We start from the raw sequence: 13,033 nt of genomic DNA on the forward strand, positions 1-13,033 counted from the left end.
TCATATATATTCGCTTAACTCGAGCCAGCGCTCGGTTTTGGCATCGAGCTGCCGTGTTAATTCTTCCATCGTTGCAGCCATGGCTGCAATCGTTTGGTAGTCGGTTTCCCGAGCCAACAATTCCGCCTGTTCTGCTATTTTCCTTTCGAGGCCGGGAATTTCATTGTCCAGCAATTCGTATTCCCGCTGCTCGCCGAACGTGAGTTTGGTTTTCGTTGCGGGTTCAAGATGCTTTGCCTCCGCTTTCGGCCGCGACGCCTTGGGGGCTACGGATTCTGCTTCCTTCTGCTCCGCCTTGAATGCCGCGTAGTTCCCGTTGTAGGGGGTTACCTCGCCCATCCCATCGAAGATGAATAGTTGGTCTGTTAGCCGGTCCAATAGGTAACGGTCATGGGACACCAACAAGAGGATGCCCGGATAATTCGTAAGGAACTCCTCCAGCACATTGAGCGTGTCGATATCGAGATCGTTCGCCGGTTCGTCCAATATAAGGACGTTCGGGTTTTGCATCAGTACCCGCATCAATAGGAGCCGCTTGCGCTCGCCCCCGCTGAGTTTACTTACCAGCCCGAATTGCTTTTCGGGCGGGAAAAGGAACAGGGTAAGGAGTTGTGTCGCCGTGAGCGTGTCGCCATTGGCCATCGTAATGTATTCGGCCACGTTCTTGACTACGTCGATGACCCGGGCATCGGCATCGACGGCCAAACCTGTTTGGCGGTAGTACCCGGTAACGACGGTATCGCCCACGGCAACCGTACCCGAATCGGGTTCGGTCACCTGGGTGACCAAGTTGAGGAACGTGCTTTTGCCCGAGCCATTGCGGCCCGCCAAACCGATGCGGTCGCCCTTCTTGAAGACATAGGAAAAGTCGCGGATAATGGTTCTCCCATCGTATGATTTGGAGACACCTTCCAGTTCCATGATCTTTCCACCCAACCGGCTTACCTTGACACTGAGTTGCACGGAACCTTGTGTGGTGGCTTGCTGCGTCTTTTCCTTCAGTTCGTGGAAGGCGTCGATCCGGGCTTTCGATTTTGTTCCCCGAGCCTGGGGTTGGCGCCGCATCCATTCGAGTTCTCGGCGCAGCAAGTTGCGGTTGCGCACGAGGGCGGTTCCTTCAGCGGCGGCCCGTTCCGCCCGCCGCTCGAGGTAATAGCTGTAATTCCCGGTGTACCGTTGCAGCGAGCCCCGTTCCAGCTCAAAGATAGAGGTACACACGCTATCGAGAAAGTAACGGTCGTGCGTAACCAACAATACGGTCTTCTGGCCGGTTACCAGCCATTTCTCGAGCCATTCGATGGTCTCGATATCCAGGTGGTTGGTTGGTTCATCGAGGATATATACGTCCGGCTCATCGATGAGCAATTTTGCCAGCGCCAACCGTTTGCGCTGGCCTCCGGAAAGCGTAGCGATATGTTGGGAAAGGTCGGTCAATTGGAAACGCGACAGGATCCCTTTGATGGTATGCTCGTACTCCCAAGCGTTGGCCGCCGTAAGCTGGTCGCTCAATTCAGCCACTTTGTCGGCATCGGCAAGCGGATCCAACACAAGTTCCTCATAGCGCCGGATGAGCTGTTGCTGTTGGTGATCCTCGCTATAAATGAAATCGGAAATTGTATTAAACCGCTCGAAATCAGGATTTTGATTTAAAAATCCCAGTCGCACGCCCTTTTCTTGCACCACCTGTCCCTCTGAGGGGTCAACCGTGCCAGAAAGGATTCCCAGCAAGGTGGATTTACCGGCGCCGTTGGCACCGACCAATGCGGTGCGCTCCCCCCGCTGTAGGGCGAAATAAACGTCTTTGAACAACCACTTGTCGTGGTACGAATGGCCCAGCCGCTCTGTTGACACAATGCTCATACCCACTTTTTGATATCGGCCCAATGGTACGTATGGACCCCTTGGTCTCCGCTTAAGGCGACATGGCATAGGGCTTTTGACACCCAAGTAGCCGAAACCGCCCTGTATTTTGATAATCTGTTGATTAATAAAGGATTAATAACCTTGAAGAGGACCTGTGCCAGCGATTCCAACCCCCTGTTCTCCGATCGGTTGCCCATCAGTAGCGACGGTCGGAACACATGGGCCCGCTCGAAGCCCAAGCGGATGATGTCCCGTTCGGTCTCCCCCTTCATCCGGAGGTAGAAATTGGCCGAAGCAGGGTTGGCCCCTACCGCGGAAACGAGCAAAAAAGCCGTCGCACCGTTATCCTTCGTATACTGCGCGGCAGCGACCGGGTAATCGTGGTCTATGCGGTAATACTCGTTGAGATCAGGCGTTTTCTTCCTCGTGGTCCCTACGCAGCAGAAAACGTGGTCGGCGACAAGCTGTCCCTTGATGTCGGCAAGCGACCGGTGATCGGCAACAAGTTGATTCAACTTAGGGTGTCTGATGCCGGTATCGCGGCGGACGACAACCGTAACCGCGGCATATGCCGAGCAGTCGAGCAGCTCGCGCAGGAGCTGGCTGCCGATTAATCCGGTGGCGCCGAATAGAATAGCTGATTTCCGAGTTGCCATAAATCCGGTGCAAAAATACGGAAATATATCGGTTCTCCCACTCGCGGCCGGGTGCGGGCAGCGTTGGACTATGAATCCTGCGGAACGGTACTTCCTAGTTGCTTTTCATCATTGGCACGTTGTCTTATATGCCGGTAGCACATTCTTATATGCCGGCAGTATATATTTCTGCTGTGCAGGGGTTTGCTTCCGGACCAGAACTACTTAGTTATGCCGTTTCTCGTGAACGCTTATACTGTTTAGGCGTTTTCTTATGCCGCATTTGCTTTTGTATTCCGATAAAAACTGTTTGGATATGCCGATGCTTGTGAACTCAACCTCGGCATAGGGGACTTACGCATGCCGCGCTTTTGTTTACTTCCGGCTGGAACGGCTTGGTTCTGTTGCTTCTTGTGTACACCACGGCTCCATGGGGACTTACGTATGCCGTGCATGGCTTTGCTTTCCGGCCGGAACGGCCTGGTTCTGTTGCTTCTCGTGTCCGCATCGGCTTCACAGGCTTTACGTACGCCGTGCATGGCTTTGCTTTCCGGCCGGAACGGCTTGGTTCTGTTGCTTCTTGTGTACATTACAACTTCAAGGGGATTTACGTATGCCGTGCATGGCTTTGCTTTCCGGCCGGAACGGCTTGGTTCTGTTGCGTCTTGTGTCCGCATCGGCTTCACAGGCTTTACGTATGCCATGCATGGATTTGCTTTCCGGTCGAAGCGGCTTGGTTCTGCCGCTTCTTGTGAGCACTTCCACCGCCCAAGAGGCTACCTGTGCTGCCGGTTGTATTTACTTTCCGGCCGGAACCGTTTAGTTGTGCTGTTTCTTGTGAACACTTTTACCGCGTAGGTGGTTGCCTCCAGCAAATTTATAAACGGGTACCGCATAGAAGCGTTGACTTAAATGGCCAAAACCGAAACAAAAAAGATGAGGCATGCACAACGCCGGGAAGAAGTAGGTCGGCAGAAGCGTATAACAGGTAACCGCGGCGGCTAGTTCAACCGGTGGGGCGCAATCAGGTCGAACTTAGGGATATCCACCTCGAAGATCGCACCATCGAGTTCCCGGAGCATTTGGTAGGTGCCACCCATGGTGCCCATGTCGCTTTTGAGATTGCAACCCGAAACATATTCATGCCGCTCACCGGGCTCGATGATGGGCTGCAGGCCCACAACCCCCTCGCCCTCCACTTCGCGGTGGGTGCCGTTGGAATCAAAAATATACCAGTGCCGGCGTAAAAGCTGCACGCTGTAGTCCCCTAAGTTTTCGATGGTAATCCGGTACGCAAACATGAAATGTTCGTTTTCGGGATTGGAGTACTCGGGTTGGTACACCGTCTCAACCGAAACCTTTACGCCGTCAGTGATTTGTGTGGCCATGCGTTCAGCGGAATTTTGGCCAAATTAAGAAATGTGTTTGAATAAATAAAACCAACCTGCACATTATCCGGGCTTGACCCAACTTATTCAACACCTTTTTGTTAGGTTTGTACATGTTTTACGGAACCCTGTACCTTATCCCCGTGCCTTTGGCAGACGATGCGGCCTCGGCTTCGTTTACGCCTTACCTCAGCGAAACCATCAATGCAATTGATGAGTACATCGTTGAAAACGGGAAAACCGCACGCAAGTTCCTGAAACAAGCGGGGCTCCGGACACCGCAAGACAGGCTTCTATTGCATGATTACGGAAAACATTCGCGAGGCAACGCGGATATGGCGCCTTTTTTCTCGGGCCTGCTATCGGGTAAGGATGTAGGTTTGATGAGCGAGGCTGGTTGCCCGGGTGTGGCGGACCCCGGTGCAGACATCGTGGCGGAGGCCTACCGCCTGGGCATCAAGGTGGTGCCGCTGGTCGGCCCCAGTTCGATCCTGTTGGGACTGATGGCGTCGGGGTTCAACGGCCAAAGCTTTGCGTTCCATGGCTACCTTCCGATAGATAAAGGCGACCGTGCGAGGAAAATAAGCCTATTGGAGCAAACGGCCCAGCGGGACAAACAAACACAAGTTTTTATCGAAACCCCCTTCCGCAACAACCAGTTGCTGGCTGAGCTGCTCCGCATATGCAAACCGCAGACACGCCTTTGCGTGGCCGTTGACCTCACGGCTGCCGATGAGCAAATCATAAGCCAACCGATCCGCAAGTGGCGGGAAGGGAACTATGATTTCCATAAAAAGCCAGCGATTTTCTTGCTTTTTTAACTGTGGGAACCATAAAGCAAACCGATGTTTTGATTGTCGGGGCCGGCCCTTCGGGGTTGATGATGGCGGCCCAACTGCTCCGTTACGGTCTGCAGCCCACGGTCATCGATGCCAAGCCGGGTCCGGATCGTGAACCCAAAGCGATGCTTGTACACGCTCGGTCGTTGGAGCTTTTCCGCCAGCTGGGGCTTTCCGATCGGCTGCTTGCGCAGGGGGAACCGTGCTATGCCATGCAGCTGCTCGGGCGCCGTGGCCCGGTGGGCACGTTGGATTTTTCGCAGTTGGTTGCTACAGCGACAGCATTTCCGTTCATCCACCGGATTGGCCAGGATGATGTGGAGAAACTGCTGCTCAACCGGCTGACAGAAAAGGCATGCCCCGTATCGTGGGAAACCCGTCTTGAATCGATCAGGCAGGACGACGGCGGGGCGACGGCCACCTTGCTGCACAACGGCAGGCGCCAGGAGTGGCGGTGTGCATGGGTGATCGGCGCAGACGGCCACCACAGTACTTTGCAAGGATTGCTCGGCATACCGCTTGAAGGCGATGGCGAAGCACGGAATTTTTTTGTGGCCGAAGTCGAAACGAAACAAGTGGAAAGCCGTAAAATCCGGCTTTTTTTTCTCGACACCGGACCATTGGCGGTTGTTCCTATCGGCGCAACCGGCCGCCACCACATGCTGGGCACATTGCCCGCGGGATATGAACCCAAACAAAACGATATACTGGGATGTGCAGCCGTCAAACAAGGTCTGACGGCTGCGTTTGGTGTTGATTTCGACCCGGACGAAAGCCTACGGATTACACATTTCCGCTACCGGAAGCAAGCCGTTGAGCAAATGCGGCGGCAACGATGCTTCCTAATCGGCGATGCGGCGCATGGGTTCTCGCCCCTCGTGGGCCGTGGAATGAACGAAGGCCTATACGATGCGGCAAACCTCGCCTGGAAACTCGCGGGGGTGGTGAACGGTCGGATGGCATTGGGCGTGCTCCATACGTACCAGCAGGAACGAATGCCTGCGATAAAGGCGGGGAACGGTATTTTTGACGTGGGAGAAAAAGGCCGACGGTGGCTGAACAGGTTGAAGAACTCCCTCTTAAAAATGCGGATAAACCGTGTCGGCAGCGACCCGGACCGCCTACGGCGGGCATTTGACCGACTGGCAGGCATCGATGTGCATTATCGGCACTCTCCCCTTGCAGTACACCATGCATCGGGGACCTATATCCAGGCAGGTGACCGGCTTCCCTGCTTGCCCGTGTTTGACGAGAAAGTAAAAATACAGACCGATTTACACCGCTGGTGTGAAAAACCAGGTTTTGTTTTATTGGTGCTGGGTACAATCAGCCACCACCACCTCCATATCATCGGACAGTGGATGCGGCAAAAATATCCCCGTGAGATGCATCTTTACTATCTCCCCTATTCAAACCGGAACCAAGCGGTGTTCCGTGCGTTCGAAGTGAAACCGACAGGAACGAAACTCGTGCTCATCCGGCCAGATATGCATATCGGTTACATCAATGACATGCTTAATGTATCCCTTGTAGATACGTACATGCAGGAGATATTGGGGTGGGCTTTTTTTGGTCATTTACCGGAAAAGCACTAACTATGTATCACAAATTAACACCCATATGTACAAGTTAACAAGTATGCTGCTTCTTTGTATGGCACTTTGGTCGGCGGCAACGATGGCCCAACAGCAAACCTACGTGCTGGTGCATGGTGCTTGGGGCGGCGGATGGTCTTTCAAGCAGACGGATTCACTGCTCCGCGCGGCCGGACACACGGTGTACCGGCCCACCTTATCCGGATTGGGAGAGCGGCAGCACCTGGCTTCGCCGGACATCGATCTGGATACCCACATCAAGGACGTGGTAAATACCATCCTGTTTGAGAACCTGCACGATGTGATCCTGCTGGGGCATAGCTATGGCGGCATGGTGGTTACCGGTGTGGCCGACAGCCTGCCCGGCCGCATCAAGCGGTTGATTTACCTGGACGCATTTGTGCCCGAAGACGGCCAAAGCGTGGCCACTGCGCACGGCGGCGGGCAGACCGGCCGCGAAATGTCGGCGGAAGACGGGCTCATACACCCCTTTTGGGCTGTGGACGCGCAGGGTTTTCCGAAAGATGTACCGCAGCCGGCCAAGACATTTTCCCAACCGCTGGTGCTGAAGAACGAAAAGCGGTTGGCCCTACCGACTACCTATATCCTTACGTACGAGGGCGACAATGCGGAAAAAGATGCTTTTGCTTTTTTCGCTAAACGGGCGCAGCGCTACGGCTGGACGGTAGTCAACATGCAAGCGGATCATAATCCGCAGATGAGCATGCCGGACAAGCTGGCGGTCCTATTGGAAGAAGTGGTGGGCAACTAATGAAGGCATCCATGGATAGGCAGGAAATAACATGGGTGGAGAAGACGTTTGCCGCACTTTCGTTGGAGGAGCTCTATAAAATCCTGCAATTGCGGCAAGAAATATTCGTCTTGGAGCAGGCGTGCGTATACCGCGACTTGGATAACAAGGACCAACTGTCGTGCCACCTCATGGCATGGCAGGGCGATACGTTGGTAGCCTATACACGGCTTATCCCGTACGGTATCTCCTACCCGGATGCGTTGAGCATTGGACGCGTGGCCACTGCCTCGGCTTTCCGGGGGCGGGGCCTGGGCGGCGAGCTGATGAGGCGGAGCATCGATGGAGCCTACGGTTTATATGGGGGGAAAACGATAAAAATAGGGGCGCAGCAGCATCTCGAAGCGTTTTATAACGCACTGGGCTTTGAGCAGACAAGCGAGCCTTATATGGATGCCGGCATCCTGCACATCGAGATGACCCTTCCGCCAAGGGAACGTTGATGCCGTGGATTCGAGCCGATCGTTGGGTTTTATAACGGAATCGCTGTAATTTAGCACCGAAGAAATCATTAGAAGCAACTGTTTGCGAATGAACATTGACTACGAAAATCTTTCGCCCGAAATGATACAGCTGGTTGTCGCTGTATTTCTGATCAGATTGGCCGTGTGGGTGTTTTATGCCAATACCGTACGCAAAACATTGGGTTGCGTCTCGCCTGAAAACCGGTTGATGACCCCCAACCAGGCCTGGCTGCTGGTCATACCGCTATTTAACATTTACTGGAATTTTTCCGTGGCCTCGCGGTTGGCAGATTCGCTTACCAATGAGTTCTATGACCGTAAAATAGCGGAGGAAGAAAACCCCGGACGGATGGCAGGAATGTGGTACGCCTGGCTCTTTTTGCTGTCCAGCATTCCATTACCCGCATTTATCCTGGTGACCATCGGTTTATTAAGCATCGTTTATTTCGTAGGCTATTGGGTGAAGGTGAACAACTTTAGAAATCTTCTGGTAGAGCATGAAAAACTCAAAAATAACCGGCAAACCGATGATGAAACTGCGTGAATTGACCGACCACCTCGAGTCGTTGGCCCCACTGGCTTACCAGGAGCCCTACGACAATGCAGGGCTCTTGGTCGGCAGCCCCGACCAGGAAGTAAACCGGGCACTCATCTCGTTGGATTGCACCGAGGCCGTGGTGGATGAAGCCATCGCGCTGGGCTGCGACATGATCATATCCCACCACCCCATCGTATTCAACGGGCTGAAGCGGTTCAATGGCAGCACGTATGTGGAACGGGTGGTGATGAAGGCAATCAAGCATGGCATCGCGCTGTATGCCATCCATACGAACCTGGATAACGTACTGGGCGGCGTGAATGGTAAGATAGCGGAGCGGTTGGGATTACGGGATAAGCGGATACTCAGCCCGAAGGGCGACATGCTCCGCAAGCTGGCGGTGTTTGTGCCGTTGGCACATGCGGAGCGTGTGCGGACGGCCCTGTTCGGGGCCGGCGCCGGTAACGTTGGCCGCTATGATGCTTGCAGTTTCAACACCACCGGCTATGGGACGTTCCGGGCGGGCGAAGGGGCGGATCCTTTTGTGGGTAGCCCGGGGGAGCACCACCGGGAAGAGGAAATGCGGATCGAGGTGGTTTTTCCAGCCACAGAAGAAAGAGCCGTGTTACAGGCCCTTTTCGAAGCGCATCCTTATGAAGAGGTGGCGTACGACATCTATCGGTTGCAAAACCGCCATCAAGGGATAGGGGCAGGCCTTTTTGGCCGGTTGGAGCAGCCGATGGCGGAAACAGACTTCCTCGGTTTCCTGAAGGAACAGCTGGGGGCAACCGTGATCAGGCACACAGCCCTCCGAGGCAAACCGGTGGCCGATGTGGCCGTTTGCGGCGGGTCCGGGGGCTTCTTGCTCGGCCAGGCAATCGGTGCAGGGGCAGATGTGTTCGTGACGGCAGATTACAAGTACCACGAGTTTTTTGATGCCGAGGGAAAAATCGTCATCGCGGATGTGGGACATTTTGAAAGCGAACAGTTTACGCAGCAACTATTGTTGGAAATTATTCAGAAAAAATTTCCTACCTTTGCAGTCCGTTTGACGGGAATGGACACGAACCCAATAAAATATTATAGTTAAATGGAACAGACTATAGAACAAAAACTAAGGGCGCTTTGGCTGCTGCAGACCATCCACACCAAGGTCGACAAAATCCGGCAGGTGCGGGGTGAGTTGCCGATGGAGGTAAGCGACCTGGAAGACGATATAGCGGGGTTGGAAACCCGCATAGAGAAAATCCGGGGCGAATTGGACGAGCTGGAGGATGCCATCGTAAACCGCCGCAACATGATCCAGGATGCACAGGCGGCGATAAAGAAATACGAGGGGCAGCTCAACGAGGTGAAAAACAACCGGGAGTACGACGCCATTACCAAAGAGATAGAAATCCAGGGGCTGGACATCCAGGTGAGTGAGAAAAAAATCCGCGAGTTTGAGTTTGATATCAAAAACAAGACGGAGATTTACGAAGGCACGCTGGAGACGCTGGAAACGGCAAAGAAAGACCTTGAAGTAAAAAAAGGGGAGTTGGATACCATCACCAGCGAAACCCAAAAGGAAGAGGATGAGTTGACCAAGCAAGCCGACGAAGCTGAAAATGACATCGAGGAGCGCCTGCTACGGGTATATCGCCGACTGAGGACCTCTTACAAGAATGGGTTGGCGGTTGTTTCGATAGACCGCGACAGCTGCTCGGGGTGCCATAACAAGATACCCCCCCAGAAGCAACTGGAAATCCGCCAGCGCAAGAAAATCATCGTATGCGAGCATTGCGGCCGTGTACTTGTTGATGAAGCCCTTGCGGAGGAAACAGCACCCTCTTCGGTCGCTTAAGGCAAAGGAAACTTGATGAATAGGGCCGCCCGTCTCGTTTTAAACGAGACGGGCGTTTTTTGTCGAATATTTTTAGCATTTTTTGCCTGCAAACCATTATCTTTAGCGACAGAGGAGAAATCGTCAGCTTGCGTCTCGGCCCAGTTTTGGCGAATTTTGCTCATCATACGATTAGTTGACAACAGTAAATGACAAAACAAATGGCGCCCGATCTGGGCGAACAAAGTGAAATACAAGTCTTTGGTGCGCGGGTTCATAACCTCCGGGATATCGACGTAAGTTTTCCGCGCAATGAGTTGGTGGTCGTAACGGGATTGAGTGGGAGCGGAAAGTCTTCACTCGCTTTCGACACCATTTATGCCGAAGGCCAACGGCGGTACATGGAGACGTTCAGTGCATATAGCCGCCAGTTCCTGGGCGGCATGGAACGCCCCGATGTGGACAAGATCTCGGGACTTAGCCCCGTCATATCCATCGAGCAGAAAACCACCAGCAAGAACCCGCGGTCTACCGTGGGGACCATCACGGAAGTGTATGACTTTATGCGGTTGCTTTTTGCGCGCGCAGGGGAGGCGTTTTCTTATGTAACCGGGAAGCGCATGGAGCGGATGTCGGAAGACCAGGTGGTAGACCGCATCATTGCGCAGTTTGAGGGCCAGGCAATCAACGTACTGGCCCCTGTGGTAAAAGGACGCAAAGGCCACTACCGGGAATTGTTTGAGCAGATTCGCAAGCAGGGGTATGTGAAAGTGCGGGTAGACGGCGAATTGCTGGACCTGGTACCCAAGATGCAGGCAGACCGCTATAAGATCCATGATATCGAAGTGGTCATCGATCGGCTTCTGGTGTCGGAGAAGGACCGCAAGCGCCTTTATACGTCGGTGATGCAGGCCATGAAAACAGCCAAGGGCATCATTAAAGTGAGCGACAAGTCCAACAACGAGTTCTTCTACAGTCGGTACCTGATGGATGCCGAGTCGGGCATATCTTACGATGAGCCCCAGCCCAATACCTTTTCGTTCAATTCGCCGTACGGTGCCTGTGAGCACTGTGCCGGACTGGGCTATATCTATGAAATAGACCGGGGGGCGGTGGTGCCCGACCCGAAGCTGAGCATCATGAAGGGTGGGTTGGCCCCGCTGGGCGAATACCGCGAAACGTGGAACTTCCAAGTGCTGAAAGCCGTGGCGAAGAAGTTTGACTTTTCGCTATCGACGCCGATTGAGAAGCTCACCGAAGCACAGCTCGATATCCTGATGGGCGGTACGGAAGAGGAAGTCGTTGTACCGGTTTCTTATAGCAGCTGGAATAAGAAAGATTACCGGATCACGTTTGAAGGCTTATTCAAAATGCTTGAGGACCAAAGTGATCGGCAAGGGCAAAACGGACTGCCGCTGGAAGATTTCCGCGCACAACGGGTATGCCCAACCTGCCAGGGCGCACGCCTGAAGAGGGAATCGCTCCATTTCAGGATAGCAGGAAAGAATATCCATGAGCTGGCGTCCATGGATATCAGCAAATTGGCAGCGTGGTTTACGGATGTGGAGCATCAGCTGAATGATCGGCAGCAGGTAATCGCTAAAGAGATACTGAAGGAAATCCGCTCACGTTTGGGGTTCCTCCTGGATGTAGGGCTCAATTACCTGACCCTCGACCGTACAGCCAAGACGCTCTCCGGGGGCGAGGCACAGCGCATCCGGCTGGCCACACAGATCGGGTCTCAACTGGTCAATGTACTGTATATCCTGGATGAGCCCAGTATCGGCCTGCACCAGCGTGACAATGAGCGACTGATCAATGCGCTCAAGAACCTGCGTGATATCGGTAATTCGGTACTGGTGGTTGAGCACGACAAGGACATGATCCTCCATGCCGACCATGTGATCGACATGGGGCCCGCGGCGGGGGCACATGGCGGGCTTGTGGTTGCGCAGGGGACGCCCGAAGACATCCGGGCGGCCGACACGCTCACGGCGGCCTACCTCAGCGGGGCCAAGGAGATACCCGTGCCAGCGTTGCGGCGCGAAGGGAATGGCCACACGTTGCGTTTATCGGGCGCCTCGGGGAATAACCTTCGGGATGTGACGGCGGAGTTCCCACTGGGAAAACTCCTCCTCGTGACCGGGGTATCGGGCAGTGGAAAATCGAGCCTTGTTACGGAGACGTTATACCCCATCCTGAACCACCACTTTTTCCGCGCAAAGAAGACCCCCCTGCCCTATCGCAAGATAGAAGGGCTGGAGCACATCGACAAGATCATCGAAATCAACCAAAGCCCCATCGGCCGGACCCCGCGCTCCAACCCGTCGACCTACACGGGCGTGTTTTCGGATATCAGGGCCTTGTTCGTCCAATTGCCCGAATCGAAAATCCGGGGCTATAAGCCGGGCAGGTTCTCTTTTAACGTGAAGGGCGGGCGGTGTGAAACCTGCCAAGGTGCGGGCATGAAGGTTATCGAGATGAACTTCCTGCCAGACGTGCAGGTGCCTTGCGAAACCTGCAACGGCAAGCGCTATAATCGGGAGACGTTGGAAGTGCGTTACCGGGGTAAATCGATCAGTGACGTGCTGGACATGCGCATAGACGAAGCGGTTGCCTTTTTTGAGAATATCCCGGCCATTTACCGTAAAATCAAAACGCTGCGTGACGTGGGGCTGGGTTACCTGACGCTGGGTCAGTCGTCCGTGACATTATCGGGCGGCGAGGCACAGCGGGTGAAACTCGCGACAGAGCTTTCAAAGAAAGATACGGGCAAGACGTTTTATATCCTGGACGAGCCAACGACGGGGCTGCATTTCGAGGATGTACGTGTTTTGCTCGATGTGCTTAACCGACTGGTAGACCGAGGAAACACGGTGCTGGTGATTGAGCACAACCTCGACGTGATCAAGGTTGCCGATTGGGTGGTTGACCTGGGGCCTGAAGGGGGCGGCGGCGGCGGCGAAATCCTCTTCAGCGGTACGCCGGAAGATCTTTTGAAATGCGGGCGGAGCCAGACGGCCCGATTTCTTGCCGCAGAAATGCAGGGTGTAGGCCCCTTTTCGTAACTTTGCCGCG

The 13,033-nt window shown here is 54.2% G+C and carries 12 protein-coding genes; 8 read left to right on the top strand and 4 right to left on the bottom strand.

Going from position 1 to position 13,033, the window contains the following annotated elements; all coding sequences use genetic code 11:
• From ACEVG1_RS08300 to apaG, 4 genes are all read right to left on the bottom strand, one after another.
• Positions 1 to 1,860: an ABC-F family ATP-binding cassette domain-containing protein gene (locus tag ACEVG1_RS08300; RefSeq protein WP_374743174.1), complete on the bottom strand. Its 1,860-nt coding sequence runs from the start codon at positions 1,858 to 1,860 to the stop codon at positions 1 to 3.
• On the bottom strand, positions 1,857 to 2,519 hold the full coding sequence (locus ACEVG1_RS08305; protein WP_374743175.1) for an NAD(P)H-binding protein: 663 nt from the start codon (positions 2,517 to 2,519) through the stop codon (positions 1,857 to 1,859). Before ACEVG1_RS08305 ends, ACEVG1_RS08300 begins: the two co-directional genes overlap by 4 nt.
• A gap of 251 nt (positions 2,520 to 2,770) precedes the next feature.
• Positions 2,771 to 3,088 (bottom strand): hypothetical protein, encoded by a 318-nt coding sequence (locus tag ACEVG1_RS08310; RefSeq protein ID WP_374743176.1) that lies wholly within the window; start codon positions 3,086 to 3,088, stop codon positions 2,771 to 2,773.
• Positions 3,089 to 3,499: 411 nt separating this feature from the next.
• Positions 3,500 to 3,886 carry a Co2+/Mg2+ efflux protein ApaG gene (gene apaG, locus ACEVG1_RS08315; protein ID WP_374743177.1) on the bottom strand — a complete coding sequence of 129 codons (387 nt, stop codon included), beginning with the start codon at positions 3,884 to 3,886 and terminating at the stop codon, positions 3,500 to 3,502.
• Between the two features lie 113 nt (positions 3,887 to 3,999).
• Between apaG and ACEVG1_RS08320 the strand changes: the two genes are divergently transcribed.
• The 8 genes from ACEVG1_RS08320 to uvrA all read left to right on the top strand — a co-directional run bounded on the left by ACEVG1_RS08320 (position 4,000) and on the right by uvrA (position 13,023).
• Positions 4,000 to 4,707 (top strand): SAM-dependent methyltransferase, encoded by a 708-nt coding sequence (locus ACEVG1_RS08320; RefSeq protein ID WP_374743178.1) that lies wholly within the window; start codon positions 4,000 to 4,002, stop codon positions 4,705 to 4,707.
• Between the two features lie 2 nt (positions 4,708 to 4,709).
• Positions 4,710 to 6,320 (top strand): FAD-dependent monooxygenase, encoded by a 1,611-nt coding sequence (locus ACEVG1_RS08325; RefSeq protein ID WP_374743179.1) that lies wholly within the window; start codon positions 4,710 to 4,712, stop codon positions 6,318 to 6,320.
• Positions 6,321 to 6,345: 25 nt separating this feature from the next.
• Positions 6,346 to 7,092, top strand: a complete 747-nt coding sequence (locus ACEVG1_RS08330; RefSeq protein ID WP_374743180.1) for an alpha/beta fold hydrolase — start codon at positions 6,346 to 6,348, stop codon at positions 7,090 to 7,092.
• Between the two features lie 11 nt (positions 7,093 to 7,103).
• Positions 7,104 to 7,574, top strand: a complete 471-nt coding sequence (locus ACEVG1_RS08335) for a GNAT family N-acetyltransferase (RefSeq protein ID WP_374743181.1) — start codon at positions 7,104 to 7,106, stop codon at positions 7,572 to 7,574.
• A gap of 88 nt (positions 7,575 to 7,662) precedes the next feature.
• Positions 7,663 to 8,139: a hypothetical protein gene (locus ACEVG1_RS08340; protein WP_374743182.1), complete on the top strand. Its 477-nt coding sequence runs from the start codon at positions 7,663 to 7,665 to the stop codon at positions 8,137 to 8,139.
• Positions 8,126 to 9,223 carry a Nif3-like dinuclear metal center hexameric protein gene (locus tag ACEVG1_RS08345; RefSeq protein ID WP_374743205.1) on the top strand — a complete coding sequence of 366 codons (1,098 nt, stop codon included), beginning with the start codon at positions 8,126 to 8,128 and terminating at the stop codon, positions 9,221 to 9,223. The genes ACEVG1_RS08340 and ACEVG1_RS08345 overlap by 14 nt, the downstream gene beginning before the upstream one ends.
• The gene (locus ACEVG1_RS08350) at positions 9,224 to 9,976 is read left to right on the top strand and encodes a zinc ribbon domain-containing protein (protein ID WP_374743183.1); all 753 of its coding nucleotides are present in this window, start codon (positions 9,224 to 9,226) and stop codon (positions 9,974 to 9,976) included.
• A gap of 188 nt (positions 9,977 to 10,164) precedes the next feature.
• Positions 10,165 to 13,023: an excinuclease ABC subunit UvrA gene (gene uvrA / locus ACEVG1_RS08355; protein ID WP_374743184.1), complete on the top strand. Its 2,859-nt coding sequence runs from the start codon at positions 10,165 to 10,167 to the stop codon at positions 13,021 to 13,023.
• The last annotated feature ends 10 nt before the right edge of the window (positions 13,024 to 13,033 follow it).

This window comes from Parapedobacter sp. 2B3, assembly GCF_041925275.1.
GTDB lineage: Bacteria > Bacteroidota > Bacteroidia > Sphingobacteriales > Sphingobacteriaceae > Parapedobacter > Parapedobacter pyrenivorans_A.

Coding starts and splice junctions, on each gene's coding strand:
- ACEVG1_RS08300 (WP_374743174.1), bottom strand. CDS start 1,860: ATGAGCATTGTGTCAACAGAGCGGCTGGGCCATTCGTACCACGACAAG.
- ACEVG1_RS08305 (WP_374743175.1), bottom strand. CDS start 2,519: ATGGCAACTCGGAAATCAGCTATTCTATTCGGCGCCACCGGATTAATC.
- ACEVG1_RS08310 (WP_374743176.1), bottom strand. CDS start 3,088: ATGTACACAAGAAGCAACAGAACCAAGCCGTTCCGGCCGGAAAGCAAA.
- apaG (WP_374743177.1), bottom strand. CDS start 3,886: ATGGCCACACAAATCACTGACGGCGTAAAGGTTTCGGTTGAGACGGTG.
- ACEVG1_RS08320 (WP_374743178.1), top strand. CDS start 4,000: ATGTTTTACGGAACCCTGTACCTTATCCCCGTGCCTTTGGCAGACGAT.
- ACEVG1_RS08330 (WP_374743180.1), top strand. CDS start 6,346: ATGTACAAGTTAACAAGTATGCTGCTTCTTTGTATGGCACTTTGGTCG.
- ACEVG1_RS08335 (WP_374743181.1), top strand. CDS start 7,104: ATGGATAGGCAGGAAATAACATGGGTGGAGAAGACGTTTGCCGCACTT.
- ACEVG1_RS08340 (WP_374743182.1), top strand. CDS start 7,663: ATGAACATTGACTACGAAAATCTTTCGCCCGAAATGATACAGCTGGTT.
- ACEVG1_RS08345 (WP_374743205.1), top strand. CDS start 8,126: ATGAAACTGCGTGAATTGACCGACCACCTCGAGTCGTTGGCCCCACTG.
- ACEVG1_RS08350 (WP_374743183.1), top strand. CDS start 9,224: ATGGAACAGACTATAGAACAAAAACTAAGGGCGCTTTGGCTGCTGCAG.
- uvrA (WP_374743184.1), top strand. CDS start 10,165: ATGACAAAACAAATGGCGCCCGATCTGGGCGAACAAAGTGAAATACAA.